Genomic DNA, 26,194 nt, shown 5'->3' on the forward strand with positions numbered 1-26,194 from the left:
GGCCTCCCTTCTCGTCCGAACGACTATATGCCCCCGGCCGCCGGGTCGGCAACGGGGCCTCGCCACGCCTTTCCGTCCCCGCTATCATCCCGCGCCATGACGCCCGCGAGCCCCCTTTCCGACGATCAGATCGAGCGGTATGCCCGGCACATCATGCTGAAGGAGGTGGGCGGCCGCGGGCAGGAGCGGCTGCTGGCCTCCTCCGTGCTGGTGGTGGGGGCCGGCGGGCTGGGCTCGCCGCTGCTGCTCTACCTCGCCGCCGCCGGCGTCGGCCGCATCGGCGTGATCGACCACGACTCGGTGGATCTCTCCAACCTGCAACGGCAGGTGATCCATGACGGCGCCTCGGTCGGCCGCCCGAAGGTGGAGAGTGCCGCCGCCCGCATCGCCGCCCTCAATCCCGACGTGCGGGTGGAGGCGCATGCCGAGCGGCTGACCCCGGCCAACGTGCTGGGGCTGGTCTCCCGCTACGACGTGGTGGCCGACGGTTCGGACAATTTCGCCACCCGCTTCCTGCTGAACGACGCCTGCTTCTTCGCCGGCAGGACGCTGGTCAGTGCGGCCATGCTGCGCTTCGATGCCCAGCTCTCCGTCTTCAAGGCGCATCTGGGGGAGCCGCATCCCTGCTACCGCTGCCTCTTCCGCGAACCGCCGCCGCCCGGCACCATCCCCTCCTGCTCGGAGGGCGGGGTGCTGGGGGCGCTGCCGGGGATGATGGGCTCCATGCAGGCGATCGAGGTGCTGAAGGAGCTGCTGGGCATCGGGGAGAGCCTGTCCGGCCGGCTGCTCCTGGTCGCGGCGCTGGAGACCAGCTTCCGCACGGTCAGGGTCCGGCGCGATCCGGGCTGCCCGCTCTGTGGCGGCGATCCCGTCTACCGGGACCTGTCGCACCACCTGCCGGGTGCCCTGCCGCCGCAGGGGCAGCCCCCCCATGGCTGATGGAACCGCCCCCCCCGGTATCGCCCCCCCGGGGATCGCGCTGGTCGTGCAGTCCGGCGGCTTCGACCGGGTGCATTACGCCTTCGCCCTGGCCGCGGCGGCGGCGGCCATCGGCCGGCCGGCGATCCTGTTCGTCACCGGCCGCGCCCTGCCCGTGCTGACGCCGGACCCCGGCTGGCATTCCCTGGACCCGGCCGACGACGGCTCCCCGCCGGTGGAGCGCGAGCGGTATCTCGCGGAGCGCGGCCTCGCCACCCTGGCGGAACTGGTGGAGTCCTGCGGCGCCCTGGGCGTGCGCGTCATCGCCTGCGAGCTGGGCTGGCGCAGCCTGGGCCACGACGCCGCCCCGCCGACCCGCCCGGATCTGCGGGTGGAGACGGCCGGCCTCGTCACCCTGCTGACGGCGGCGGGGCCCGGCTGGCAGACGGTCTTCGTCTGATGCCGCCTGCCTGATGCCGCCCGCGCCGTCCCCGAGGAAGTCCCGATGCCCGAGCTGCCCGAAGTCGAGACCGTCCGCCGCGGCCTGGAGATGAAGATTGCGGGCCGGGTGCTGGTGCGGGTGGCGCAGTACCGGCCCGACCTGCGCTTTCCCCTGCCCGAGCGCTTCGCCGCCCGGCTGACGGGGCTGCGCGTGGCCGGGCTGTTCCGCCGGGCCAAGTACCTGCTGATCCGGCTGGAGGGCAGCGCCGAGGGGCCGCTGGTCTGGCTGGTCCATCTGGGCATGTCCGGCACGCTGGTCGTACGCCGGGGGCCGCCGGGGCCGCCGGGGCCGCACGACCATCTGGTGTTCGAGACCGATCCCCCGCCCGGCGAGGCGCAGGGCTGGGTCGTCACCTACAACGACGTGCGCCGCTTCGGCTTCATGGACCTGTTTCCGGAAGCGCTGCTGGAGAGCCACCCGATGCTGGCCTGCCTGGGGCCGGAGCCGCTGGGCAACGGTTTCGACGCCCTGGAGCTGTCGCGCCGGCTGGCGGGGAAGATCACGCCGATCAAGGCGGCGCTGCTGGACCAGACGGTGGTGGCGGGCCTGGGCAACATCTATGTCTGCGAATCGCTGTTCCGCGCCGGCATCAGCCCGCGCCGGCTGGCCCATACGGTGGCCGGCCGGCGGGCCGCGCGGCTGGTTCCGGCGATCCGCGACGTGCTGACCGAGGCCATCGCCGCCGGCGGTTCCAGCCTGCGCGACTATGTACAGTCGGACGGCGAACTGGGCTACTTCCAGCACAGCTTCAAGGTCTACGGCCGGGAGGGCGAGCCCTGCCCCGGTTGCGACTGCGACCCTGTCCGCACCGGGGGCATCGCCCGGATCGTCCAGTCCGGACGGTCCACCTTCTATTGTCCCCGCCACCAGCGCTGATGTAGGACAGCCCCATGCGTCCGCCCGCCCCCGCCCGCCCCCTGCTGTTGACGGCCGTGCTGCTGGCGGGTCTGGTGGCCCTGCCGGCGCCCTGGACCCGGACGGGACAGGCGGCGGACGGGGCCTTCGTGGCGGGGACGGAGGACCTGCCGCTGATGCCCGGCTTCGTCCTCCTGGCGGACGAGACGGTGGTGTTCGACAAGCCGGGCGGCCGCATCGTCCAGGCGGTGGCGGCCGGGCCGGCACCGCTGGCCGAGGTCCGCGCCTTCTACGACGGCACCCTGCCGCAGCTCGGCTGGAAGCCGGCCGGGGCGGGGCGCTGGCTGCGCGAGGGCGAACGGCTGGAGCTGCGGCTGGACCGGGCCCAGGGGCGCACCCTGGTGCGCCTCACCCTGGCGCCGCAGGACAGGAACTGACGATCCAACCCGGAGAGGAAAGCGACAATGCCTTACGACAACATCCAGGTGGAGACGCGGGGCCGCGTCGGCCTTGTCCGGCTGAACCGGCCCAAGGCGCTGAACGCCCTGTCCGACGGGCTGGTCACCGACCTCCAGGCGGCGCTGGACGCCTTCGAGGACGATCCGGAGATCCATGTCATCGTCGTCACCGGGTCGGAGAAGGCCTTCGCCGCCGGCGCCGACATCAAGGAGATGGCGGACAAGTCGCACATGGACGCCTATCTGGGCGACTTCATCACCCGCAAGTGGGGCCGGCTGGGCACCTGCCGCAAGCCGACCATCGCCGCCGTCGCCGGCTACGCCCTCGGCGGCGGCTGCGAGCTGGCGATGATGGCGGACATCATCATCGCCGCCGACACCGCGAAGTTCGGCCAGCCGGAGATCACCATCGGCACCATCCCGGGCTCCGGCGGCACGCAGCGCCTGACCCGGCTGGTCGGCAAGTCCAAGGCCATGCTGATGTGTCTGACCGGCTGGCAGATGACGGCGGAGGAGGCGGAGCGCGCCGGCCTCGTGGCCAAGGTGGTGCCGGCCGCCGATCTGCTGGACGAGGCGCTGAAGATCGCCGACCGCATCGCGTCCATGTCGCTGCCCGTGGCGATGATGACCAAGGAATGCGTCAACCGCTCCTATGAATCGACCCTGGCCGAGGGTATCCTGTTCGAGCGGCGTGTCTTCCATTCCACCTTCGGACTGGAGGACCGGAAGGAGGGCATGAGCGCCTTCGTCGAAAAGCGGCAGCCCAACTTCCGCGACCGCTGAAATCAGTTTCCGCCGCAAGGGGCTGCGGCACATGGGACGGGTGCGCAGCCCCCCGCTCTGACTCGCTTGACGCGCACCCCGTCCCCGAACTATAAGCGCCGCTTCCAACGGCACCGGCGTGTCCGCGAAGGGTCTCCTATGGCAAATCATAAGTCCGCTGAAAAGCGTATCCGTCAGATCAAGAAGCGCACCGAGATCAACCGGGCGCGCATCAGCCGTATCCGCACCTTCGTGAAGAAGGTCGAGCTGGCGATCGCCAGCGGCGACAAGGCGGCGGCCAACGAGGCCTTCCGTGAGGCCCAGCCCGAGCTGATGCGCGGCGCCACCAAGGGCGTCCTGCACCGCAACACGGTCTCGCGCAAGCTCTCCCGCCTGAACCAGCGGATCAAGGCGCTCGGCGCCTGATCCTCTGCTCCGGCGGACCGGGTCCGTCCCGGCGACGGCCGCGCAGTCCTGCGCTGCGCGGCCTTTGTTGTGCCCGCATGGTGGCGGCAAGGTCCCGCCGCCCCGGCCGCGAGTCCCGGCATGTCCGCGACTCCGCCGCCGGGCGCACGATTTTTGCTTTTTATGCCGTTCCCTTTTCGATCCTGTTGCGAGTCCGGAGCCGGGCGACTAGCATCTCCCGACGCGCGAAGGGGCTAAACGCAAGCGAAGAAAATCCTTCGTCTCTTCTGTGCTGAAGGGCTGGGAAGCAGACCTGGAATGATCATTCGGCTTCATCCTGAAGTGCTGGCGATCCCGCTCTTCCTCTGATTTACAAATGTATTCATGGACATTCGCCGCCCCTTGAAAAAGGGGCGTCGGGCAGCCTTTGATCTGTCTGTATGACCTGGGGCGGATCATTTTCCATCGTGTGGCCGGTCGGCAACTGACAGGGCTGCGATCCCATGGGGCGGACCCCGGCCGGGGCCGTCACAGCGGGATTTGACGTTTGCGTATCGGGGCACGGGTAGGATGCCCTGGTCCGGCGCGCGCGCTGCGCGCGGCCGGGCGGGGCAGGGGACTTGCGGGAGCGGGGTAGATGTCGGTTCAGCAGGGATCGCTCGATCAGCAATGGGCCAAGGTCCGCGGGCGGCTCAAGGACGAAGTCGGGGAAACCGCCTACCGGAGCTGGCTGAAGCCTCTGACGGTCGGGGACTTCGACGGCGGGCAGGTCCGCATCATGGTGCCCACGCGCTTCATGCGCGACTGGATCAGGACCCACTACGCCGACCGCATCCGCGCCCTCTGGTCCGGTGAGAATCCCGGCGTGCAGTCGGTGGAGATCGTCGTCGCCACCAGCCAGAAGTCCGAAAGCCAGAAGCCCGGCCCCCAGAAGGCCGGGGCCGACACCTCTGCCCTCCCGGACTCCGGGATCGCTGCCTCCGGGTCCCGGGCGTCCGGAACCCCGGCCGCCGCCCGGCCCCGGGCCGCTGCGCGCGCCGGCGGGGAAGCGATGCCGGACGGTGCGGCGACGGCTGCCGCGACCCTGGCCCCCGCCTACGCCGAGGCGGAGCCGGCGCCCGCGGCCGCCCTGGCCGCGTCGGAGGAGCGGGAGGACCTGTCCGCCCCGCTCGATCCCCGCTTCACCTTCGAGAACTTCGTCGTCGGCAAGCCGAACGAGCTGGCCTTCGCCGCCGCCCGCCGGGTGGCCGACGCCTCCGCCGTGACCTTCAACCCGCTGTTCCTCTATGGCGGGGTCGGCCTCGGCAAGACCCACCTGATGCATGCCATCGCCTGGCACATCCGCAGGAAGGACCCCTCGCGGCGGGTGATCTACCTGTCCGCCGAGAAGTTCATGTACCAGTTCATCCGGGCCCTGCGCTTCAAGGACACGATGGCGTTCAAGGAGCAGTTCCGCTCCGTGGACGTGCTGATGATCGACGACGTGCAGTTCATCAGCGGCAAGGACTCCACGCAGGAGGAGTTCTTCCACACCTTCAACGCCCTGGTGGACCAGAACCGGCAGGTCATCATCTCCGCCGACAAGAGCCCGTCGGACCTGGAGGGGATGGAGGAGCGGCTGCGCTCCCGCCTGGGCTGGGGGCTGGTGGCGGACATCCACCCCACCACCTATGAGCTGCGCCTGGGCATCCTGCAACAGAAGGCGGACCAGATGGGGGCCAAGATCCCCCAGAAGGTGCTGGAGTTCCTGGCCCACAAGATCACCAGCAACGTGCGCGAGCTGGAAGGGGCGCTGAACCGCATCGTCGCCCATGCCGAGCTGGTCGGCCGCGCCATCACGCTGGAATCCACGCAGGAGGTGCTGCACGACCTGCTGCGGGCCAGCAACCGGCGCGTGACGATCGAGGAAATCCAGAAGAAGGTGGCGGAGCACTTCAACATCCGCCTCTCCGACATGAGCAGCGCCCGCCGGGCCCGGGCCGTGGCCCGGCCGCGGCAGGTGGCGATGTATCTCGCCAAGCAGCTCACCCAGCGCAGCCTGCCGGAGATCGGCCGCAAGTTCGGCGACCGCGATCACACCACCGTGATGCACGCCGTGCGCAAGGTGGAGGAACTGTGCGGCACCGATCCGGCCTTCGCTGAGGACGTGGAACTGCTGCGCCGCATGCTGGAGGGCTGACGCCGCTCCGGCCGGCTACACTGCCCCGGCCGGCAACTCCCGGGCCTGCCGCGCTGCCGCGGCGCGGCCTGCTACAGATTGGGCGGGATCGCCGGCGGCGGCGGGCTCAGCAGGGTGCCGGCCGGGCCGTCGGGCAGCACCACGGTCAGCCGCGCCCCGCCGCCGTCGGGCCGGTTGCCGCCCTGCAATCCGCCGCCGAGCTGGCGCGACAGCCGGCAGACCAGATAGAGCCCCAGCCCCAGCCCGCGCCCCGCGATCAGCGGGTCGCCGCCGCGCAGGAACGGCTCGCCCAGCCGGGCCAGCACCTCCGTCGGCAGGCCGGGGCCGGTATCCTCCACCACCAGCATGACGCCGCCGGGGGTCGGCACGGCCGAAACCGTGACGGCGGTGCCGACCGGCGTGTGCCGGATGGCGTTGTCCATCAGCGCGAACAGGATCTGGCGCAACGCCGTCCCGTCCGTCCGCAGCACCGTCTCCGGGTCGATGTGGACGGTCACGGGCCGGCGCTCGGCCGTATGCCGGGAGACGGCCAGACGCAGGGTCCGCTCCACCTCTTCCAGCAGGTTGACCGACTCCATCCGCATGGCCTGACCGGCATCGGCCTCGGCCACGGCGGTGATGTCCTGCACCAGGGCCAGCAGGCCGCGGCCGCCGACGCCGATCTCCGCGGCATAGTCCCGGATCTGCTCCGGCGTCATCTGCCCGGCCATGGTCTCCATCAGCTCGGCGAAGCCGATCACGGCGTTCAGCGGGGTGCGCAGCTCGTGGCTGATGCTGGCCATGAACTGCGACTTGGCGCGGGCCAGCGCCTCCGCCTCCAGCCGCGCCCGCTCCTGCGCGTGCTCGGCCCGGATCGTCTCCGCCAGCGAGGCGGAGGAGCGGTCGGCGATCTGGCCGACCCAGTGGCGCACGGCCAGGAACAGGAAGCCGGCGGAGACGGCGATGAAGAGCAGGCCCTTGACCGTCTGCACCAGATCCGGGGCCACGGCATGCGCCAGCAGCGTCCCGGCCGCATAGTCCGACCCGACGATCCAGAGGGCGCCGACCACCACATAGATGGCGGTGACCCGCAGGGCCACTTCCCTCGGCGCGGTTTGCAGCCACGATGTCCGCAGCACGGCCTCTCCCCGGATACGGTCCAGGCGCCGGGAACCCGGCCCCGGAGCGAATACGGACATGACGGGCGGATTCTGACCCGCCGCCCGCTGCATTTCAAGGTTGCTGCACCGGCTGCGGCGCCTTGCCAGAACCTGAACGGACAGGCAACATCCCGGCATGTCCGAGGATGCCCCCCCGCCCCAGGGTCCCCCCGCCGTTCCTCTCGTCGTCGGGCTGCCGCAGGCGCTGGCCTTCCGCCTCGCCCGCCAGCATCTGGTGGCGCCCGCCGCCGATCCTGTCGCCGTGGCACGGACGCTGCTGGGGGCGCAGGCGCAGGTGCAGTCGGCGGCCGTGCTCCAGCTCCGCGCCCGCACCGCGGGCTTTCCCGACGCGGCGGTGGAGCGGGCGCTCTATGCCGACCGCACGCTGGTCAAGCTGTGGGCGCAGCGCTCCACCCTCCATCTGACGGCGCGGGACGATCTCGGGCTGATCCTGGCCCTGCGCCGCCTCTATTCCGGCGGTTACCATCGCTGGTACGCGCGCGAGGGGCTGGAGCCGGACCAGGTGGAGCGGCTGGTCGCCGCCGTGGCCGAGGCGGTGGCGGCGGGACCGCACAGCCGGATGGACCTGTCCCGCCTGCTGACCCCGCGGCTGGGCGAGTGGGCGCGGCCCTGGCTGGAGCACAGCTGGGGCGGCATCATCAAGCTGGCCGCGGCGCTCGGCCATGTCTGCCACGGCCCCGCCCGGACCGAGGGGGAGGCGGGGGTGGAGGCGCTGTTCGTCAGCCTGCCGCGCTGGGTGGACCTGCCGCCCGTGCCGGAGGGGCGGGTGGCGATGGCGGCCCTGCTGCGCCGCTACCTCGCCGTCTACGGCCCCGCCGGCGTGGCCGACTTCCGCAAGTTCACCGGCCTGCCGGGAGCGACGGTGCCGCAGGCCTTCGCCGATCTGGCGCCGGAGCTGCTGCCCGTCGATCTGGCCGGGCGCCGCGCCTTCGTCCTGGCCGCGGACGAAGCGGCGCTGCGCACGGCCGAGCCGGAGCCCGGCCACCTGACGGCGCTGCCCCTGTTCGATCCCTGGCTGCTGGCCCATGCCGACACCGGGCAGTATCTGGACGACCGTCACCGCAAGGCGGTCTACCGCACGGCCGGCTGGATCAGCGCCGTGGTGCTGCGCCAGGGCCGGGTGGTGGCGACCTGGACGCACCGGCGCACCGCTGCGGGCTGGAGCGTCACCGTGCAGCCGCTGGAGAAGCTGGCCCGGCGGGAACTGGGACCGCTGCGCCGCCGGCTGGCCCATCTGGCCGGAGTGTCCGTCTCCCGGATCGACGTCGTCGTGGACAGGATCGGATGAGGGGCCGGTCCGACCCGGCTAATACTCTCTTTCGGGTTGTGTCATTTGTGTTTTTTCTGTCGGTTTGATTGACGTTGGCTTCGCCGTTGGTCTAAACGGACCCTCCGTTCTGTCGGAGCACATCCCTGATGGATCATCGGCGCTGGCGGACAAGGCATGTCATCTGCGTGACTGCCGCGTTCTTCATGATCGCCGCCGTGACCACCCGCGCGGCCTTCCTCTGGTACGAATACGGTCAGGCCCTGGAACACGGGGCCGCCGCCACCCGCGACATGGCGCATGTGCTGGAGGAATACGCCGCCCGCACCTTCGACGTGAACGAGCTGGTGGTCGAGGACGTGGTGGATCATGTCGCCGCCCAGGGCGGGGCGAAGGTGCTGGCCGCCCGGCCGGAGACAGCCCGGGAGACGGCCCGCTTCCTGAGCGATCTTGCCGCCCGCACCGCCAACAACGACTATCTGATGATCGTCGATCCCGCAGGCCGGCCGGTCGCGGGCTCGGCCTGGGAGGTCCCGCCCGCCGTCGATCTCTCCGACCGCCCCTGGTTCCGGGCCCATACCGAAGGCGACCGGGAGAGCCATATCGGCGAGGCCATCCTCAGCCGCATGACGCACGAGATCCTGTTCACCTGTACCCGGGCCGTGCGGGGGGCCGGCGGGGCGCTGGACAGCATCGTCCAGGTCGCCGTGCGCCCCGCCTTCATCCAGGATGTCTCGCTGGGCAGCGATGTCGGCCGCGGGCTGGTGCTCTCCCTGATCGGCGACGACGGCCGCCTGATCGCCCGCACCGGCCTGACCGCGGACCAGCTCGGCCTGACGGCGGCGGACCTGCTGCCGCCCGCCGTTCTGACGGAGGCGCAGGGCACGGCCGTCTTCGCCCCGCCGAGAGGGGGCGGGGAGATGATGGTCTCCTGGCGGCGGCTTGAGCGCTGGCCGGTGGTGGTGGCCGCCAGCCTGCCGCTGGCCGAAATCCTGGCCCCCTTCGATACCAGCCTGCGCTGGAGCGTCCTGCTGCTGGGGGTGATCGCCGCCGTCACGGCCGGGCTCGGCATCGTCGGGCTGCGTCTGGCCGCGCGGGAGGAGCGCGCCCTGGAGGAGGCGGAGGCCGCCGGCCGGCGCCTCTCCGCCGCCCTTGCCGAGCGCGACCTGCTGGTGCGGGACATCCACCACCGGGTGAAGAACAATCTCCAGGTCACGGTCAGCCTGCTGATGGTCCAGGCCGGCCGGTTCACCGATCCCGCCGTGCGGGCCGCCTTCGCCGACACCCAGGAGCGTTTGCAGTCGATCGGCCTGCTGCACGAGGTGCTGTACCAGTCCGACACGGGGGGGCGGGTCGATCTGGCGGGCTACATCCGGCGCCTGGGCGGTGCGCTCGCCGATGCCTACGGCGCCGCCGAGCGGGGCATCGCGCTCGACCTCGACCTGACGCCGCTGGAGATCGACCCGGCAAAGGCGGTGCCCTTCGCCCTGATCCTGTCGGAGGTCGTCTCCAACGCCTTCAAGCATGGCTTCGCCGACGGCCGCGGCGGGCGCATCGGCATCACCCTGCGCCGCGGCGGGGGCGAGGGGACGGATGCTTCCGGGGCCGGTCCCGGAAACGGTGCCGGAGACGCTCCCGGCCTGTTCCTGCGCATCCGCGACGACGGCCCCGGTCTGGCCGCGGACCCGCCCCGCAGCGGCGCCGTCGGCATGACCCTGATCGACGCCCTGGTCCGCCAGGTCGGCGGTCGCCACCGCCTCTACAGCGACGGCGGCACCGTCTTCGAACTGACGGTGGAGCGGCTCTGACCCGGTCGCCCCGGACCGGAAACGCCGGGCCGCGGGCTCCGACGTTCCAGGCGTCCGGCGGCAGACCCGGAGGGGACCCGTGCTCAGCCCGCCGTGCCGGTGCGGGGCTCCTCCGCGCGCTCCTCCTCGCGGATCATCTGCTCCACCTGCTCGCCGAGCCGGAGCATCTCCTCCCCGATGCGGCGGCCGCTGCGGAACCACAGCTCCAGCCCCGTGCGCAGATACTCGCCCTGGGCCGCGGCCAGTTCGACCGGGGTCCGGGCCCGGCTGATCCGGCTCAGGGCGTCGAGCTGGACCTGGGCGGCCTGCTGCGAATAGGCGACCAGTTCCTGGACGATCGGCTGCGACCGCTCGGCGACGGCGGTACCGCAGCGGGCGACGACCCGCATGTTGCGGGAGGTCCGCTCCACCGCGTCCCGCGCCTCGGGCGTGGAGAGATCGACCATGCGGTTCATCTGCTCGGACACCTGACGCAGCACGGACGAGCCGGCGTCCGTGGCGGAGCGCGCGGCCGTCCGCGTCGTCTCCGAGTTGCGCTGGGCGATGGTGGCGCCGGCGTCGGCCAGATCGCGGCCGGTGTCGGCCACGCGGTCGGCCACCTCGCGGGCCGTCCGGCGGGAGGTGTCGGTGCTCTCGCGCCCGGCATCCTCCGCCGTGTTCCGGGCGGTCCCGGTGCTGCGGGTGTCGTGCTGGGCATCGCCCTCGCGCTGCGGGGACTGGCCGGCGCGCGGCGCGTCGGTCCGGGACGTACCGGCGGTGGTGCGGGCGTCGGTCTGGTTCTGTGCAGCCATGGCGGCGTCGATCCTTCTGCTGGGGACCCTGGTCGGCGCGGGACTCGCCCGCGGACCGGGAGCGCCCGCCCTGCGGTGGGCGCGGCCGGCATATGGGACGGCGCCACCCCATGCTGCATTGCGGCAAGAGGGGGAGGGCGGGCGCGGATGGCTGAGGTCTTCGCCGTTCAACCGGCGGTTCCGGCGCTCCGGACCGCTGATCCGCCGCCGATCCTGCCACCTGCCCGGCCGGCAGTTAACGAAGCGCTGTCCCCGCGCCCGGTCTATGCTATGGTGTCGGCCCTCCGCGGGGGAGGCGAGAAAGTGCAACACCCGCCGCGCCGCACCCGACGGCGCACGCACGCCCCGCACGGGCGGCCGCGAGGCGGAAAAAGAGACGGAACGCGATACCGCGATGAAGATCACGATCGAGCGTGCGGCCCTTCTTCGATCCCTCGGGCATGTGCAGAGCGTCGTCGAACGGCGCAACACCATTCCGATCCTGTCCAACGTCATGCTGCGCGCCGAGAACGGCGAGCTGTCGCTGACCGCGACGGACATGGATCTGGAGATCGTGGAATCCGTGCCGGCCGACATCGCGCGCCCCGGTTCCGCCACGGCTCCCGCCCACACCCTCTACGACATCGCCCGCAAGCTGCCCGACGGCAGCCAGGTGGAGCTGGACTCCACCGGCGACCTGCTGACGCTGCGCTCGGGCCGGTCGCAGTTCAAGCTGGGCACCCTGCCGGTGGACGATTATCCCGCCATGTCCGGCGGCGACATGGGCCACCGCTTCTCGCTCTCCGCCGCCGACCTGAAGGCGCTGGTCGACCGCACCCGGTTCGCCATCAGCACGGAGGAGACGCGCTACTACCTGAACGGCATCTTCCTGCACGCCTCGACCTCGCGCGGGGCGGGCGGCGAGACGCCGGTGCTGCGCGCCGTCGCCACCGACGGCCACCGGCTGGCGCGGGTGGAGATGCCGCTGCCCGAGGGGGCCGCCGGCATTCCCGGCGTCATCATCCCGCGCAAGGCGGTGCTGGAGGTGCGCAAGCTGCTGGACGAGGCGGCCGACCGTATCGAGGTGCAGCTCAGCGACACCAAGGTGCGCTTCGCCTTCGACGCCATCACCCTGACCTCGAAGCTGATCGACGGCACCTTCCCGGACTATGAGCGGGTCATCCCCACCGGCAACGACAAGGTGCTGGAGGTCGATCCCCGCCTGTTCGCCGCCGCCGTGGACCGCGTCGCCACCATCTCCACGGAGAAGTCGCGGGCGGTGAAGCTCAGCCTGGACCGGGGCGTGCTGACGCTCTCCGCCTCCTCGCCGGAGGCCGGCTCCGCGACGGAGGAGCTGGAGGTGGTGTACGACGCCTCGGCGCTGGAGATCGGCTTCAACAGCCGCTACCTGCTGGACATCACCCAGCAGATCGAGGGCGACGGCGCCCGCTTCACCATGGCCGATGCCGGCAGCCCCACCCTGGTGCGCGACGTGGCCGACGCCAGCGCGCTCTACGTGCTGATGCCGATGCGGGTCTGACCGGCCGGTTCCGGCCGTCCGGGCCGGGCGTGGCCTGGGCGCAGGCAGGGCGTGGTCTGGGTGCGGGCCGGGGCTCTGACCGGCCCGGCCGGCCTTCCCTTCGCGGCCCGCCCCGCCCATATTCCGCCCGTCCGGCGGCCCCGCCACGGGCCGCCCGTTCATCCTGGATTCCGTCTTGACGCCTGCGGTCCTTTCCAGCCCGGACCCGCGGTCTTCCGACCCGACGCCGGCCCGCCTCGCCGTGACCCGGCTGACCGTGACCCGCTTCCGCTCCTACGCGACGGCGCGGCTGGACTGCGATGCCCGGCCGGTGGTGCTGACCGGGCCGAACGGGGCGGGCAAGACCAACCTGCTGGAGGCGGTCAGCTTCCTCGCCCCCGGCCGCGGCCTGCGCCGCGCCCGGCTGGCGGAGATCGAGCGGATCGGCCCGGCCGAGGGCTGGGCCGGACCCGGCTGGGCCGTCGCCGCCACGCTGGAGACCCCGGCCGGCCCGGTGGAGATCGGCACCGGCCGCGATCCCGCCGCCGGCCCGGACAGTGAGCGCCGGCTGGTGCAGATCGACGGGCGCCCGGCCAAGGGGCAGATCGCGCTGGCCCGGCATGTCGCCGTCGTCTGGCTGACGCCGCAGATGGACCGGCTGTTCCTGGAGGCGGCGTCCGGCCGTCGGCGTTTCCTGGACCGGCTGGTGTTCGGCTTCGATCCCGCCCATGCCGGCCGCCTGTCGCAGTACGAGGCCGCCCTGCGCGAGCGGGCGCGGCTGCTGCGCGAGGGGCCGGCCGATCCCGCCTGGCTCGCCACCCTGGAGGACCGCATGGCGACCCTGGGCGTCGCCGTCGCCGCGGCCCGGGCCGACATGGTGGCGCGGCTGGCCGCCGCCGCGGCCCTGGGGGTGGGGCCGTTCCCCGCCCCCGGCATGGCGATGGCGGGCGGGGTGGACGATCTGGTCGCCGCCGGCCCGGCGCTGGAGGCGGAGGATGCGCTGCGCCGCGCGCTCCGCGACAGCCGCCGCCGCGATGCCGAGGCGGGCGGGGCGATGATCGGCCCGCACCGCAGCGACCTCTGCGTCACCGACCGGGCCAAGGAGATGCCGGCGGAGCTGGGCAGCACCGGCGAGCAGAAGGCGCTGCTGATCGCCATCGTGCTGGCGAACGCCCGGCTGATGCGGGCCGAGACCGGCACCGCCCCGCTGCTGCTGCTGGACGAGGTGGCGGCGCACCTGGACGCCGACCGCCGCGCCGCCCTGTTCGCGGAGATCCTGGCGACGGGATCGCAGGCCTGGATGACCGGCACCGACGCCCAGGTCTTCGCCGGCCTGGGGGCGGCGGCCAGCCATGTGCGGGTGGAGGATTCCCGTCTCGCCCCCGCCAAAATCTAGTATGGTCCGCCCTCTTTTCAGACGTCTTTCCCGCCCGATCTGGTAAACTCCCGCGATGGCACAGGACGCTCTCCCCGATACCCCGCCCGCTTCGGCCGCCGAGGAATACGGCGCCAGCTCCATCAAGGTCCTCAAGGGCCTGGACGCGGTGCGCAAGCGCCCCGGCATGTACATCGGCGACACCGATGACGGCTCGGGCCTGCATCACATGGTCTATGAGGTGGTGGACAACGCCATCGACGAGGCCCTGGCCGGCTATGCCGACCGGGTGGAGGTGACGCTGAACGCCGACGGGTCCGTCACCGTGCGGGACAACGGGCGCGGCATCCCGGTGGACATCCATCCGGGGGAGGGCGTCTCCGCGGCGGAGGTCATCATGACCCAGCTCCACGCCGGCGGTAAGTTCGACCAGAACAGCTACAAGGTCTCGGGCGGCCTGCACGGCGTCGGCGTCTCCGTCGTCAACGCGCTCTCCGAAAACCTCTTCCTGCGCGTCTGGCGCAAGGGCCGGGTGTGGGAGATGACCTTCCGCCATGGCGACGCCGTCGCCCCGCTGGCGGATGTGGGGGCGGCGCCCGTGGTGGCGTCGGGTCCGCGCGCCGGCCAGCCGCTGACGGGGACGGAGGTCACCTTCCTGCCGTCGAAGCAGACCTTCACGAAGACGGAGTTCGATTTCCAGACGCTGGAGCACCGCTTCCGCGAGTTGGCCTTCCTCAATTCCGGCGTGCTGCTGGTCTTCACCGATGCCCGCGGCGTAGAGCCGAAGGTGACGGAGCTGTTCTACGAGGGCGGGCTGGAGGCCTTCGTGCAGTATCTCGACCGCTCCAAGGCGGCGCTGCACAAGCCCTCCATCGCCATGCGCGGGGAGCGGGTCTCCGACCTCGGCACCACCGTGACGGTGGAGGTGGCGTTGCAGTGGAACGACAGCTACCACGAGAGCTGTCTGTGCTTCACCAACAACATCCCCCAGCGCGACGGCGGCACCCATCTGGCCGGGTTCCGCGCGGCCCTGACCCGCACCATCAACAAGTACGCCGAAGAGAGCGGCATCCTGAAGAAGGAGAAGGTGGCGCTGTCGGGCGACGACATGCGGGAGGGCCTGACCTGCGTCCTCTCCGTGAAGGTGCCGGACCCGAAATTCTCCAGCCAGACGAAGGACAAGCTGGTCAGCTCCGAGGTCCGGCCGGTGGTCGAGACGGTGGTGGCCGACGCGCTCGCCACCTGGTTCGAGGAGCATCCGGCCGATGCCCGGCGCATCGTCGGCAAGGTGGTGGAGGCTGCCGCCGCCCGTGAGGCCGCGCGCAAGGCGCGCGAGCTGACCCGGCGCAAGGGGGCCCTGGACATGGCCAGCCTGCCCGGCAAGCTGGCCGACTGCCAGGAGCGCGACCCCGCGCTCTCCGAGCTTTTCATCGTCGAGGGCGACAGCGCCGGCGGCTCCGCCAAGCAGGGGCGCTCGCGCCAGTTCCAGGCCATCCTGCCGCTGCGCGGCAAGATCCTGAACGTGGAGCGGGCACGCTTCGACAAGATGCTCTCCTCGGCGGAGATCGGCACCCTGATCGCGGCCCTGGGCACCGGCATCGGGCGGGAGGAGTTCGATCCCGACAAGGCCCGCTATCACAAGATCATCATCATGACCGACGCGGACGTGGACGGCGCCCACATCCGCACCCTGCTGCTGACCTTCTTCTACCGGCAGATGCCGGCCCTGATCGAGCGCGGCTACCTCTACATCGCGCAGCCGCCGCTGTACCGCGTGAAGCGCGGCACGGCGAAGGAGCGCTACCTGAAGGACGACCGCCAGCTTGAGGACTACCTGATCGCCCAGGGCACGGACGACGTGACCTTCACGCTGGGCGACGGCACGACCCGCAGCGGCGACGATCTCCGCGCTCTGGTGGAACAGGCCCGCGTTGCCCGCCATGCGCTGACCACCCTGGCCCGCAAGGCCGGCAGCCGCGAGGTGGTGGAACAGGCCGCCCTCAGTGGGGCGCTGACGCCGCGGCTGCTGGACAACCCCGACCTCGCCCGCACCCTGGCGGAAGAGGTGGCCCGCCGCCTCAACGACCTTGCCGTGCGGCAGGCCGCGGCGGCGCTCCAGGCGGCCGGCGGCCCCGTCGCGGCCGAGGGCGACGGCAGCCCCGGCAGCGCCAGCGCAGCCGGCGGCAGCGGCACTGGCAGCGGCACCGGCAGCACGGACGGCGTGCCGGCCGGCGGCTGGACGGCGGAACTGATCGAGGACGGCCCGCACGGGGTGGGCGGCTATGTGCTGGCCCGCCGCCGCCGCGGCGTCACCCACCGCCATGTGCTGGACATCGATCTGCTGAAAAGCGTGGAGGCCCGCCGGCTGGACGGCATGGCCGAGGCGCTGCGTACCGTCTACGACACGCCGGGCGTGCTGACCCACCGGGTGAAGCGGCTGGCCGCCGTGGCCGGCCCGGCCGGCCTGATGGACGCGGTGATCGAACAGGGCCGCGCCGGCCTCTCGATCCAGCGCTACAAGGGCCTGGGCGAGATGAACCCGGACCAGCTCTGGGAAACCACCCTGGACCCGGCCAACCGCACTCTGCTCCAGGTCAAGGTCTCCCATGCCGACGAGGCCGAGGAGGTCTTCAGCACCCTGATGGGCGACCTCGTCGAACCCCGCCGCGACTTCATCCAGGAGAACGCGCTGAAGGTCGCCAATCTGGACGTGTGAGGGGGAAATTTTGACTGTGGTCTGCAACAAGATGTAAGCTTGGCGGCATTCGCGATTCTAAGCATGCTATCCAAAATTATTTGGGCCATGTCTATGGGGCGCGTTTGGCGTCCTATATGACTGTGCATTCCTTTAAGGTTAAATCATCTAATATTCCCCCGGGGTGCAATATATGCGGATCTGTCATGGGAGCCGAGGAGTGCATAGATACCAATGCCCCGTTGCCCAGTTTGCCATAGCTCATTAAGTTGCCTCTCGCTTGCGGCCTCGGACAGTGAGCATATAAAGATCCCATATTAAGCGATGTGTATCGCAAAGCGGAGCGGAATGTGGACATTTATTTCTCGGCAGACATCGAAACTGATGGACCCATTCCTGGGCCATATTCGATTCTGTCTTTTGCCCTCGTGTATGCAGGGTCTTATAATGGCGTGTCATTCCATAAACCAAAATCATACGACTTGTACTTTTACAAAGAGCTAAAGCCAATATCTGAACAGTACCAAGAAGAGGCGCTTAAGGTTAATGGGTTAAATCGCCAGGCCTTAATGGAGCGCGGTGCAAATCCCATTGACGCTATGAACGAAGCATATGAATGGGTGCAGAATTTATCCAAAAATGGAAAGCCAATTCTTGTTGCATACCCACTGAGTTTTGATTGGGCATGGCTCTACTGGTACTTCATTCGGTTTTCGAAAAACGGCTCGCCCTTTGGGTATTCGCAATGTTTTGACATAAAGACGGCAGTTGCGGTAAAAACCGGATTGCCGATTGTTCATGCTGGTAGATCGCGGTTGCCGACTTCTCTTCGCTCTGAGCGTATCCACACGCATCATGCAGTCGATGACGCCATCGAGCAGGCAGAGGTTTTTGCCAAGGTATTTGAATGGAGATTGTAATGAATGAGCGCGTTGTGTTGAATGAAATCAAGAAGCGACGTGAATATACTTTGACGAGAACAAGTGACTTAAAGAACAAGCTTAGTGGGGCCAATGCTCTACTGGGAAACGTGGCTTGCATTTATGCCACTGGCTCGTTTGGAAGATTGGAAGCTAGCTCCAGAAGTGATCTTGATTTATTTATTGTTGCTCGATCGCAAGAGGACCAGGAAGACGAAAAGGGCATTAAGAAAAGTCAGTTAAAGAGGCTTGACGAAATTTGTATTAAGGCTGATTTGATCAAAGCAATTCGTGAGCTTAATATCCCGGATTTTGATGGCGATGGAAAGTATCTTGGTCACTATTCTGTAGATGCATTTGTAAAAACCCTTGGCGCGCCTGATGACGACTCAACTAATGCCCTGACGGGGCGTTTGTTGTTGTTTCTTGAAAGTCGCCCATTGCTTGGCAATTCTGTTTATTCTGATGTAATAAGTGACGTAACCGCTGCATATTGGAGAGACTACGAGGATCACAAGGAGAATTTTGCACCTGCATTTCTGGCAAATGACATTTTGCGTCTCTGGAGAACTTTCTGTGTTAATTACGAGGCGCGAAGAAAAACAATCCCGGAAAAAAACAAAATAAGCGGAAAAGTAAAGAATTATAAGTTAAAGCATAGCAGGATGCTCACATGCTATTCCGCTCTTCTCTACCTTCTTGCGATTTTTAAGGAAAATGGAACTGTATCGCCAAAAGACGCGATAAAGATGACCGAGAAAACGCCAACGGAGCGCCTAGAATTCCTGTTGACTGTTGACGGCATTCGCGAATCTCGCGACACTATCGAGAGGCTGCTGATTCAGTACGATAAATTTCTGGTGAATACGGGAGAGTCGGAAACTCCTCTCGAAGAAAGATTTGAAGATAGAGAATCCTTTCATAACCTCATGTCCGATTCGAAGCTCTTCGGCGAGCTTATGTTTGATGCGATGCAGAAAATCGGCAGGGAATCTGAACTTTTCCGCCTCATGGTTGTTTAGGGCGCTAAGTTTCTGCTGCCTTTGGATGCCCGCGCGCGCGTCTGTGGCCGGGTTCGTCGAGGCCTGGACGGCGGCGGAGGCGGGCGGTCCGGCCGAGCCGTCCGACCGGCTGTATTTCGCCGACCGGGCCGGCGTCGCCGCCATCTTCACGCCCCGCCGCGTCGCGCTGCTGGATGACCTGCGGCGGGAGCCGGCGTCCGGGTGCTTGTCCGGCGGCGGGGCCGCGACCAGAAGAACGTCCACGCCGATGGGCAGGTGCTCGTCACCGTGGGCCTGATCGAGCGGGACGGACGGACCGTCCCCGATGCCGAACTCGGCGCCTCGCCGCACGTCGCCGCCTGACCGGTCCGCCGGGCCGGCTGCCGATCCGCCTTCCCGCCTGATCCCCCCCTTCCTGCGTTCTGTTCCGCGGGCGGGTGCCCCCTTGGGCATCACCCGGGGCCCTGTTCCGTCGGCCGCCCGTCGGGGCGGCGTTCCCCGAGGACCGGGCCGCAGGAGCCGGTCGCCATACCCTGGGGCGTCATGCCCGGATTTGCCATGCCTGAAACATCAGGCCCGGTCGGCTGCGCTCCTGTGCGCCTTGGGCAGGGATTGTTAACAAGTTATCAATAATTAATCGCTAATACATAATATTCATACAGTAAATTATTAGCATACTAATGAATGTTAGAATGCTCATTGCGTGAAAACGTGCGCCCGGAATTGGGGCGGCGCGCTGTTTTATCTCGCTATTGATGACCGTTTATTGAAGTTCGGCATTTTCATCGAATTCGTCGCCATTCTAAGCTCGTTCCAGGTGATCGCTTCCTGGTCACCGGAATGGAGGAATGCGCCATGCCACGTCTGGTCGATATATCCATACGCGTCCGAATCTTCGCTGCTTTCGGGCTGGTCCTGCTGGTGACCCTGGCTCTCGGCGGGTTCGGGCTGGCCCAGCTCGCCACGATCAGCCGGGCGGCCGACGTGGTGGCGGGCAACTCGCTGCCCTCGGTGGTCGGCAGCAACGGCATCCTCAAGGGGGTGCTCAACTACCGCCGCCATCAGGCGGCGATGCTGCTCAACACCGACCCGGAGGTGATCGCCGAGCGCCGGGAGCTTCTGGCCGGCCAGATCGCGGAGATCGCGGCCAGCCGTCAGGCCTACGAGGTCCTGATCACCAGTGACCGGGAGGCGTTCGGCAAGTTCGACCGGGCCTGGGCCCGGTTCCTGCCGATGTCGGCGGAGATCGAGACCCTGCTGCGCGACGGCAAGCGCGCCGACCTGCTGGCGATCTACAACGGCCCGTCGCGCATCGCCATCGACGAGGCCATCGCCGCGCTGGAGGAAGCGGTCGAGATCAATGAGCATGCCGGCAAGGACGCGGGCGACATGATCGTGGACGCGACCGGCAGCGCCATGGTCGGCACCGTCATCGCCCTGATCGTCGCCGCCGCCCTTGCCGTGGCCGCGGGTCTGACGACCGTCGCCACCGTGGCCGGGCCGACGCTGCGCCTGACCGATACGATGAACCGGCTCAGCCGCCGCGAGCTGACGGCGCCGGTGGACGGCGCCGACCGCAAGGACGAGATCGGCGCCATGGCCCGCGCCGTGCAGGTCTTCAAGGACGGGCTGATCGAGGCCGAGCGCCTGACCGCCGCCCAGAAGGCGGAGGAGAAGGCCAAGGCCGCCCGCGCCGCGCGGGTGGACTCGCTCGTCCATGCCTTCGACGGCACCTCCAGCGAGTCGCTGCGCGCCGTCTCCGCCGCCGCCACCGAACTGGACGCCACCGCCCAGAGCATGGCCGCCATCGCCGAGGAAACCAGCCGTCAGGCCACCTCCGCCGCCTCGGCCGCGGAGCAGACCACGGCCAACGTGCAGACCGTCGCCGCCGCGGCGGAGGAGATGGCCGCCTCCATCCAGGAGATCAACCGGCAGGTCAACCGCGCCAAGGGCGTGGCCCAGCGGGCGGCGCAGAGCGTGCGGGAGACGAACGTCACGGTCGAGGGTCTGACCGCGGCGACGCAGAAGATCGGCGAGGTGGTGACCCTGATCCAGGCGATCGCGGCCCAGACCAACCTGCTGGCCCTGAACGCCACGATCGAGGCGGCCCGCGCCGGGGAGGCCGGCAAGGGCTTCGCCGTCGTCGCCAGCGAGGTGAAGAACCTGGCCGGCCAGACCGCCAAGGCGACGGAGGAGATCGCCGCCCAGATCGCCGCCGTGCAGAAGGTGTCGGGCGAAACCTCGACCGCGATCCAGTCCATCGGCACCATCATCGAGGAGGTCAACAGCATCTCCGCCACCATCGCCGCGGCGATGGAGCAGCAGGGTGCCTCGACCAACGAGATCAGCCGCAACGTGACCCAGGCCGCGGCCGGCACGCAGGAGGTCTCCGCCAACATCGGTCAGGTGACGCAGGTGACCGGGCAGGCCGGCGCCGCTGCCACCCAGGTGCTGGGTGCCGCCGGCGACCTGGCCCGCCAGTCCGAGTCCCTCAAGCAGGAGGTCGAACGCTTCCTCGCCGCCATCAAGGCGGCCTGATCCCCGACCGACGGGGTCCCGCGGCGCCGTTCCGGTGCCGCGGGGCCGCCCCCGCCGTCCGGGCCCCCGCCGTCCGGGCCCCCGCCGTCCGGGCCCCCGCCGTCCGGGCCCCCGCCGTCCGGGCCCCCGCCGTCCGGGCCCCCGCCGTCCGGGCCATCGCCGTTCTTCCGCCTCTGGCGGCGGATCGGTGTTTCCGGCGGCACAAAGCAGCCCCGCCCTGGTTGAGAGTGGCGCCGGCCCTGCCGGCGGACCAGACGACCACGGGGTCTTCCATGAGCATGACGGTCAACGGTGTCAGTGTCGGCCTGCCCGACGATCCGCGCGTCTCCCTGCTCGATCTGCTGCGCGATCATCTCGGGCTGCCCGGGACCAAGAAGGGCTGTGATCAGGGCGCCTGCGGGGCCTGCACCGTGCTGGCGGACGGGGAGCGCATCGTTTCCTGCCTCGCACTGGCGGTCCAGTATGCGGGCCGGTCGATCACGACGATCGAGGGGCTGGGGACGCCCGATGCCCTGCACCCGCTCCAGCGGGCCTTCATCGAGCAGGACGGATTCCAGTGCGGCTACTGCACGCCGGGCCAGATCTGCTCGGCCGTGGGAATGATCGAGGAGTTGCGCCGCGGGGTGCCCAGCCATGTGACGGCGGACCTCGCGGCCGACAGGATCGCGCCCACCCCCGAGGAACTGCGCGAGCGGATGAGCGGCAATCTGTGCCGCTGCGGCGCACACAACGGGATCATCGCCGCCATCGCCGGAACCGTCGCGGAGGCCGCGGCATGACCCCGTTCGTCTATGCGCGGGCCGCCGATGCGGCGGACGCCGTGCGCCGTGCCGCAGGCCCCGGGGCGAAGTATCTCGGCGGCGGCACCAACCTTGTCGATCTGATGCGGGAGACGGTGGAACGCCCGGCGGCGCTGGTCGATGTGACCGGCCTGTCGCACGGGATCGACGTGCTGCCCGACGGCGGTCTCCGCATCGGGGCGGCGGCGCGCAACACCGCGGTGGCGGAGCACCGGCTGGTGCGGACGCTCTATCCGGCGCTGGCGCGCGCCATCCTCTCCGGGGCCAGCGCCCAGATCCGCAACATGGCGACGGTCGGCGGCAACCTGCTCCAGCGCCCGCGCTGCTCCTATTTCTACGACGACGCGGGGTCGCGCTGTAACCGGCGCACGCCGGGCCAGGGCTGCGACGCGATCGACGGGTTCAACCGCAACCATGCGATCCTCGGCGCCTCGGACGCCTGCGTCGCCGTGCATCCCTCGGACATGGCCGTCGCCCTTGCCGCCCTTGATGCGACCGTCCGGCTGGAGGGCGCGGCCGGGGCCCGCAGCCTGCCGCTGACGGAGCTGCACCGGCTTCCCGGCGACCGGCCCGACATCGAGACGGTGCTCGCCCCCGGCGAGCTGATCACCGCGGTCGAGCTGCCGCCGCCGCTGTCCGCAAGCCGCTCGACCTATCGCAAGATCCGCGACCGGGCGAGCTTCGCCTTCGCGCTTGTCTCGGTCGCCGCCGTGCTCACCGTCGAGGCGGGCCATGTCCGGGAGGTGCGCCTCGCCCTCGGCGGGGTCGCGCCCACGCCGTGGCGGGCCTGGCGGGCGGAACAGGCCCTGCGCGGGCAGCCGGCGACCGCGGCCGCGTTCCGCGCGGCGGCGGACGCCGAACTCACCGCCGCCCGGGCGCTGAAGGACAACGGCTTCAAGATCGAACTGACGCGGCGGACGATCGTCGCGGCGCTCGCAGAGCTTGCGGGAGAGGCGCCATGAGCGGCACCGGCAGCACGGAACCGGGGGCCGGAGCGGTCGCCCCCGACCCGCTCCTGCGTCCGCGGCAGCACGGCCAGATCGGCCGCCCCGTCGCGCGGATCGACGGGCCGCTGAAGGTGGCCGGGCGGGCGCCCTTCGCGGCGGAGATCCCGATGGCGAGCCTGGTCCATGCCGCGCTCGTCTGCAGTACGGTGGCCAGGGGCCGCATCGCCGTCATCGACACCGGCGCGGCCGAGGCGGCCCCCGGCGTCGTCGCGGTCATGACGCACCGCACCTGCCCGCGGCTGCATCCGCCGCCGGTCTTCCTCTCCGCGCCCAAGGCCGCGGCCGGCGACGATCTGCCGGTGATGCAGGACGACCGCGTGCGCTGGAACGGCCAGCCGGTCGCCGTCGTCCTCGCCGCGACGCACGAACAGGCGGCCCATGCGGCGTCCCTGGTCCGCGTCCGCTACGACGCCGAGGCGGCGGTGACGCGCTTCGCGGAGGCCAAGGCTCGGGGCACGCGCGACGGGCAGTTCATGGGCGGGCCCCTGCATGTGGAGGTCGGCGACGCCGACGCGGCCCTGGCGGCGGCCCCCGTCACCGTGGATGTCGTCTACCGCACGCCGCGGCACAATCACAATGCGATCGAACCCCACGCGGTCACCTGCGCCTGGCAGGGCGACACGCTGCGCGTCCACGACGCCTCGCAGATGGTGGCGCATTCGGCCTGGTCCATCGCCCGGATGTTCGGGATCGACGAGTCGCAGGTCGTCGTCACCTCGCCCTTCGTCGGCGGCGGGTTCGGCGGCAAGTGCCTCTGGCAGCACCAGGTCATCGCCGCCGCCGCGGCCCGGCTGGTCGGCCGTCCGGTGCGGCTGGTGCTGACGCGCGCGGACGTCTACCGCATCGTCGGCGGCCGCTCCCCGACCGAACAGCGGGTGGCGCTGGGCGCCGACCGTGACGGGCGGCTGACAGCGCTGATCCACGAGGGGACGACGCCCAAGACGGCCTTCAACGTGATGCCGGAGCCGTTCATCCTGCCGACCCGCAGCGCCTATGCGACCCCGGCGATGAAGCTCGACGTGCAGGTCGTCGAGCTGGACATGCTGAGCAACACCTTCATGCGCGCGCCGGGTGAGTCGGTCGGCACCGTTGCGCTGGAAGGGGCGATGGACGAACTGGCCGAGGCGCTCGGCATCGACCCGGTGGCGCTGCGCCTCCGCAACGAGCCGGAGACGGACCCGGTATCGGGGCTGCCCTTCTCGTCCCGCCACATCGTCCAGGCGTGGCGGGCGGGGGCGGAGCGGTTCGGGTGGGGCCGGCGCAACCCGGTGCCGGGCGCGACCCGCGACGGGGACTGGCTGGTCGGCATGGGCTGCGCCATGGCGACCTATCCCTACTACCGCATGCCGGGCGGGGCGGCGCGGCTCACCCTGACCCGCGACGGGCGCGCGGTGGTCGAGATCGCGGCGCACGAGATGGGCATGGGCACGGCGACCGTCCAGACCCAGATCGCCGCCGAGCGGCTGGCCCTGCCGCCGGAGGCGGTAACCTTCACCTATGGCGACTCAACCCTGCCGGGGGTGGTGCTGGCCGGCGGCTCGCAGCAGACGGCCGCCATCGGTGCGTCGGTGATGGCGGCACACCGCGCCCTGCTGGCCGAGCTTCTCGCCCTGGCCGGCAACGATTCCCCGCTCGCCGGGCTGGGTCCGGACGAGGTCGGCAGCCGCGACGGGGGCCTGTGCGCGCTCGCCGAGCCCGGCCGGTACGAGAGCTACGCCTCCATCCTCGGGCGCGCCCTGCGCGACAGCGTGTCCGTCGAGGCATCCGCCCCGGAACCGCAGGAGACCCGGCACTGGTCGATGCACAGCCACGGTGCGATGTTCTGCGAGGTCCGCGTCCATGCGGTCACGGGCGAGCCGCGGGTCAGCCGCTTCCTGGGCTCGTTCGACTGCGGCCGCATCCTCAACCCCAGGACGGCCGCCAGCCAGTTCCGCGGCGGCATCATCATGGGGCTGGGGCTCGCCCTGATGGAGGAGACGCGGTTCGACGAGCGCACGGGCCGGGTGATGAACCCCAGCCTCGCCGAGTACCACATCCCGGTGCATCTGGACGTGCCGGAGATCGACGTGATCTGGACCGACATCCCCGATCCGCACGCCCCCCTGGGCGCCCGGGGGATCGGGGAGATCGGCATCACCGGCACCGGCGCCGCCGTCGCCAACGCGATCTACAACGCCACCGGCCGCCGCATCCGCGACCTGCCGGTCACGCTCGACAGGCTGCTGTGATCCCGGTCCGCCCGCGCTGGGGGGCAACCGGGGCGGCTCCGATCATATCCGTCGTCCTCTGGGCGGGAGGGGATATCCGCCGCCCTGGGCGAACGCCATGCTCATCCCTTGAACACGTTCTCCCGGTGCCATTTCAGGAACTGGGGATGCGGTCTCAGGTCGCTCCGCTCGGGCAGCAGCAGCCTGCCGGTGGGTAGGAACAGGCGGCGCGCGCTATCCGGGACGTGCCTCTCGGCGACAAGCAGCGAGTGGTCGTCTGCGGCGGAGATCAGGCCGCGGTCGAACATCCAGTGGACGGTGGAGGACAGGGCCAGACCGTTGCGCGGGCTGTCCGGCCCGTCGGCGGCGACGGGGCGGATGTGGGCCGCCTGCACCTCCGACCGGCCGCCGCCATTGATCAGGCGCAGTCCCGTGACGGCGCAGGTTTCATGGTAGGCGGACTTCACGGCGGCGGCAAAGGCGGCGTCGCGCACCGGGCGGGCCACCAACCGCTCCATGATCGGGCGCTCGAACGCCGCCGGTTCGTCGGCGAACGCGAACGGGGCCACCGCCGCAGCCGGATCGGCAGCCAATCCGGCCGGCTCGGCCAGATCCAGGAGCCTTGCCATCCCGGCGGTCAGGATCTCCAGGTACTCGGCATCGGAAAGGGGGCGCACCGCCCGGCCGAAAGCCCCCTTGTTCGTCTGCCCATCCTGCCGGCGCAAGGCGGCTTCGTAGTAGTGCTCGCCTTCCCGGAACGGCACGGGTCGCGGCAGGGGCAGGTAATCGCGCACGAAGGCATAGAAATGGTCGGGCACGGTTGGGTCCGGCACGATCTGCGTTACCCGCGCCGTGGCGAAATAGGATTGCCGGCCCCCCCTGCTGGACAGCTCCCCGCTGGCCCGACGGGGTTCGTAGTAGATGATCCAATCGCCGACCGCGGCTTCCGCCACATTCAAGTATGTACGGGGGAAGTGATACCGGAACTCGGGCAGGTCGTCGTAGGTCGGCTCGACCTTGGTCGTGAAGACGGCTTTCATTCCGGTTC

22 protein-coding genes are annotated in these 26,194 nt (G+C 69.8%); 19 read left to right on the forward strand and 3 right to left on the reverse strand.

The window, feature by feature from the left end; genetic code table 11:
- Positions 1-96 precede the first annotated feature (96 nt).
- The 7 genes from ACFQPS_RS04445 (at position 97) to dnaA (ending at position 6,079) form a co-directional block, all read left to right on the forward strand.
- On the forward strand, positions 97-939 hold the full coding sequence (locus tag ACFQPS_RS04445; protein ID WP_377356784.1) for a HesA/MoeB/ThiF family protein: 843 nt from the start codon (positions 97-99) through the stop codon (positions 937-939).
- Entirely contained in the window at positions 932-1,378 is a 447-nt protein-coding gene (locus tag ACFQPS_RS04450) for a hypothetical protein (protein WP_377356785.1), read from the forward strand. The genes ACFQPS_RS04445 and ACFQPS_RS04450 overlap by 8 nt, the downstream gene beginning before the upstream one ends.
- A gap of 45 nt (positions 1,379-1,423) precedes the next feature.
- Positions 1,424-2,296, forward strand: a complete 873-nt coding sequence (mutM, locus tag ACFQPS_RS04455; RefSeq protein WP_377356787.1) for a bifunctional DNA-formamidopyrimidine glycosylase/DNA-(apurinic or apyrimidinic site) lyase — start codon at positions 1,424-1,426, stop codon at positions 2,294-2,296.
- Positions 2,297-2,310: 14 nt separating this feature from the next.
- Positions 2,311-2,712 carry a hypothetical protein gene (locus ACFQPS_RS04460; RefSeq protein WP_377356789.1) on the forward strand — a complete coding sequence of 134 codons (402 nt, stop codon included), beginning with the start codon at positions 2,311-2,313 and terminating at the stop codon, positions 2,710-2,712.
- 27 nt (positions 2,713-2,739) lie between these two features.
- Complete coding sequence (locus tag ACFQPS_RS04465) at positions 2,740-3,516, forward strand: enoyl-CoA hydratase (RefSeq protein WP_377356790.1); 777 nt, start codon at positions 2,740-2,742, stop codon at positions 3,514-3,516.
- Positions 3,517-3,654: 138 nt separating this feature from the next.
- The gene (gene rpsT / locus ACFQPS_RS04470; protein WP_012568201.1) at positions 3,655-3,921 is read left to right on the forward strand and encodes a 30S ribosomal protein S20; all 267 of its coding nucleotides are present in this window, start codon (positions 3,655-3,657) and stop codon (positions 3,919-3,921) included.
- A gap of 616 nt (positions 3,922-4,537) precedes the next feature.
- On the forward strand, positions 4,538-6,079 hold the full coding sequence (dnaA, locus tag ACFQPS_RS04475) for a chromosomal replication initiator protein DnaA (protein WP_377356792.1): 1,542 nt from the start codon (positions 4,538-4,540) through the stop codon (positions 6,077-6,079).
- A gap of 71 nt (positions 6,080-6,150) precedes the next feature.
- Here the strand turns inward: dnaA and ACFQPS_RS04480 are convergent, their stop codons facing one another.
- Positions 6,151-7,197 carry a sensor histidine kinase gene (locus tag ACFQPS_RS04480; RefSeq protein WP_377356794.1) on the reverse strand — a complete coding sequence of 349 codons (1,047 nt, stop codon included), beginning with the start codon at positions 7,195-7,197 and terminating at the stop codon, positions 6,151-6,153.
- A gap of 157 nt (positions 7,198-7,354) precedes the next feature.
- On the opposite strand from ACFQPS_RS04480, the gene ACFQPS_RS04485 reads away from it, so the two are divergent.
- Together ACFQPS_RS04485 and ACFQPS_RS04490 are read left to right on the forward strand one after the other, a co-directional pair.
- Complete coding sequence (locus ACFQPS_RS04485) at positions 7,355-8,527, forward strand: winged helix DNA-binding domain-containing protein (protein WP_377356796.1); 1,173 nt, start codon at positions 7,355-7,357, stop codon at positions 8,525-8,527.
- Positions 8,528-8,694: 167 nt separating this feature from the next.
- Positions 8,695-10,314, forward strand: coding sequence for a sensor histidine kinase (locus tag ACFQPS_RS04490; protein ID WP_377356798.1), 1,620 nt, complete (start codon positions 8,695-8,697; stop codon positions 10,312-10,314).
- Between the two features lie 83 nt (positions 10,315-10,397).
- On the opposite strand, the gene ACFQPS_RS04495 is transcribed toward ACFQPS_RS04490, so the two are convergent.
- On the reverse strand, positions 10,398-11,105 hold the full coding sequence (locus tag ACFQPS_RS04495) for a phasin family protein (protein ID WP_377356800.1): 708 nt from the start codon (positions 11,103-11,105) through the stop codon (positions 10,398-10,400).
- Between the two features lie 394 nt (positions 11,106-11,499).
- Here ACFQPS_RS04495 and dnaN point away from each other — a divergent pair, with 394 nt between their 5' ends.
- The 10 genes from dnaN to ACFQPS_RS04545 all read left to right on the forward strand — a co-directional run bounded on the left by dnaN (position 11,500) and on the right by ACFQPS_RS04545 (position 25,167).
- Positions 11,500-12,624: a DNA polymerase III subunit beta gene (gene dnaN, locus ACFQPS_RS04500; RefSeq protein WP_377356802.1), complete on the forward strand. Its 1,125-nt coding sequence runs from the start codon at positions 11,500-11,502 to the stop codon at positions 12,622-12,624.
- Positions 12,625-12,865: 241 nt separating this feature from the next.
- A complete protein-coding gene (gene recF / locus ACFQPS_RS04505) occupies positions 12,866-13,999 on the forward strand; it encodes a DNA replication/repair protein RecF (protein ID WP_377356930.1) in 1,134 nt (377 codons plus the stop codon).
- Between the two features lie 55 nt (positions 14,000-14,054).
- A complete protein-coding gene (gene gyrB, locus ACFQPS_RS04510) occupies positions 14,055-16,694 on the forward strand; it encodes a DNA topoisomerase (ATP-hydrolyzing) subunit B (RefSeq protein WP_377356804.1) in 2,640 nt (879 codons plus the stop codon).
- A gap of 329 nt (positions 16,695-17,023) precedes the next feature.
- Positions 17,024-17,593, forward strand: a complete 570-nt coding sequence (locus tag ACFQPS_RS04515; protein WP_377356806.1) for a 3'-5' exoribonuclease domain-containing protein — start codon at positions 17,024-17,026, stop codon at positions 17,591-17,593.
- Entirely contained in the window at positions 17,593-18,615 is a 1,023-nt protein-coding gene (locus ACFQPS_RS04520; RefSeq protein WP_377356808.1) for a nucleotidyltransferase family protein, read from the forward strand. The genes ACFQPS_RS04515 and ACFQPS_RS04520 overlap by 1 nt, the downstream gene beginning before the upstream one ends.
- A 201-nt stretch (positions 18,616-18,816) precedes the next feature.
- Complete coding sequence (locus ACFQPS_RS04525) at positions 18,817-18,957, forward strand: hypothetical protein (RefSeq protein WP_377356810.1); 141 nt, start codon at positions 18,817-18,819, stop codon at positions 18,955-18,957.
- A 492-nt stretch (positions 18,958-19,449) separates the two neighbouring features.
- A complete protein-coding gene (locus tag ACFQPS_RS04530; RefSeq protein ID WP_377356812.1) occupies positions 19,450-21,132 on the forward strand; it encodes a methyl-accepting chemotaxis protein in 1,683 nt (560 codons plus the stop codon).
- A gap of 272 nt (positions 21,133-21,404) precedes the next feature.
- Positions 21,405-21,911 carry a 2Fe-2S iron-sulfur cluster-binding protein gene (locus ACFQPS_RS04535; protein ID WP_377356814.1) on the forward strand — a complete coding sequence of 169 codons (507 nt, stop codon included), beginning with the start codon at positions 21,405-21,407 and terminating at the stop codon, positions 21,909-21,911.
- Positions 21,908-22,894 (forward strand): FAD binding domain-containing protein, encoded by a 987-nt coding sequence (locus ACFQPS_RS04540; RefSeq protein ID WP_377356816.1) that lies wholly within the window; start codon positions 21,908-21,910, stop codon positions 22,892-22,894. Before ACFQPS_RS04535 ends, ACFQPS_RS04540 begins: the two co-directional genes overlap by 4 nt.
- Entirely contained in the window at positions 22,891-25,167 is a 2,277-nt protein-coding gene (locus ACFQPS_RS04545; protein WP_377356818.1) for a xanthine dehydrogenase family protein molybdopterin-binding subunit, read from the forward strand. Before ACFQPS_RS04540 ends, ACFQPS_RS04545 begins: the two co-directional genes overlap by 4 nt.
- A gap of 101 nt (positions 25,168-25,268) precedes the next feature.
- On the opposite strand, the gene ACFQPS_RS04550 is transcribed toward ACFQPS_RS04545, so the two are convergent.
- Positions 25,269-26,186 carry an HNH endonuclease gene (locus ACFQPS_RS04550; protein ID WP_377356820.1) on the reverse strand — a complete coding sequence of 306 codons (918 nt, stop codon included), beginning with the start codon at positions 26,184-26,186 and terminating at the stop codon, positions 25,269-25,271.
- Between the last annotated feature and the right edge of the window lie 8 nt (positions 26,187-26,194).

This window comes from Rhodocista pekingensis, from assembly GCF_042665545.1.
Classification (GTDB): Bacteria; Pseudomonadota; Alphaproteobacteria; order Azospirillales; family Azospirillaceae; genus Rhodocista; species Rhodocista pekingensis.

What these genes read in the sequence shown, in the direction of transcription:
- ACFQPS_RS04445 (WP_377356784.1), top strand. Translation starts at nt 97, where the DNA reads ATGACGCCCGCGAGCCCCCTTTCCGACGATCAGATCGAGCGGTATGCC.
- ACFQPS_RS04450 (WP_377356785.1), top strand. Translation starts at nt 932, where the DNA reads ATGGCTGATGGAACCGCCCCCCCCGGTATCGCCCCCCCGGGGATCGCG.
- mutM (WP_377356787.1), top strand. Translation starts at nt 1,424, where the DNA reads ATGCCCGAGCTGCCCGAAGTCGAGACCGTCCGCCGCGGCCTGGAGATG.
- ACFQPS_RS04460 (WP_377356789.1), top strand. Translation starts at nt 2,311, where the DNA reads ATGCGTCCGCCCGCCCCCGCCCGCCCCCTGCTGTTGACGGCCGTGCTG.
- ACFQPS_RS04465 (WP_377356790.1), top strand. Translation starts at nt 2,740, where the DNA reads ATGCCTTACGACAACATCCAGGTGGAGACGCGGGGCCGCGTCGGCCTT.
- rpsT (WP_012568201.1), top strand. Translation starts at nt 3,655, where the DNA reads ATGGCAAATCATAAGTCCGCTGAAAAGCGTATCCGTCAGATCAAGAAG.
- dnaA (WP_377356792.1), top strand. Translation starts at nt 4,538, where the DNA reads ATGTCGGTTCAGCAGGGATCGCTCGATCAGCAATGGGCCAAGGTCCGC.
- ACFQPS_RS04485 (WP_377356796.1), top strand. Translation starts at nt 7,355, where the DNA reads ATGTCCGAGGATGCCCCCCCGCCCCAGGGTCCCCCCGCCGTTCCTCTC.
- ACFQPS_RS04495 (WP_377356800.1), bottom strand. Translation starts at nt 11,105, where the DNA reads ATGGCTGCACAGAACCAGACCGACGCCCGCACCACCGCCGGTACGTCC.
- dnaN (WP_377356802.1), top strand. Translation starts at nt 11,500, where the DNA reads ATGAAGATCACGATCGAGCGTGCGGCCCTTCTTCGATCCCTCGGGCAT.
- gyrB (WP_377356804.1), top strand. Translation starts at nt 14,055, where the DNA reads ATGGCACAGGACGCTCTCCCCGATACCCCGCCCGCTTCGGCCGCCGAG.
- ACFQPS_RS04520 (WP_377356808.1), top strand. Translation starts at nt 17,593, where the DNA reads ATGAATGAGCGCGTTGTGTTGAATGAAATCAAGAAGCGACGTGAATAT.
- ACFQPS_RS04530 (WP_377356812.1), top strand. Translation starts at nt 19,450, where the DNA reads ATGCCACGTCTGGTCGATATATCCATACGCGTCCGAATCTTCGCTGCT.
- ACFQPS_RS04535 (WP_377356814.1), top strand. Translation starts at nt 21,405, where the DNA reads ATGAGCATGACGGTCAACGGTGTCAGTGTCGGCCTGCCCGACGATCCG.
- ACFQPS_RS04540 (WP_377356816.1), top strand. Translation starts at nt 21,908, where the DNA reads ATGACCCCGTTCGTCTATGCGCGGGCCGCCGATGCGGCGGACGCCGTG.
- ACFQPS_RS04545 (WP_377356818.1), top strand. Translation starts at nt 22,891, where the DNA reads ATGAGCGGCACCGGCAGCACGGAACCGGGGGCCGGAGCGGTCGCCCCC.
- ACFQPS_RS04550 (WP_377356820.1), bottom strand. Translation starts at nt 26,186, where the DNA reads ATGAAAGCCGTCTTCACGACCAAGGTCGAGCCGACCTACGACGACCTG.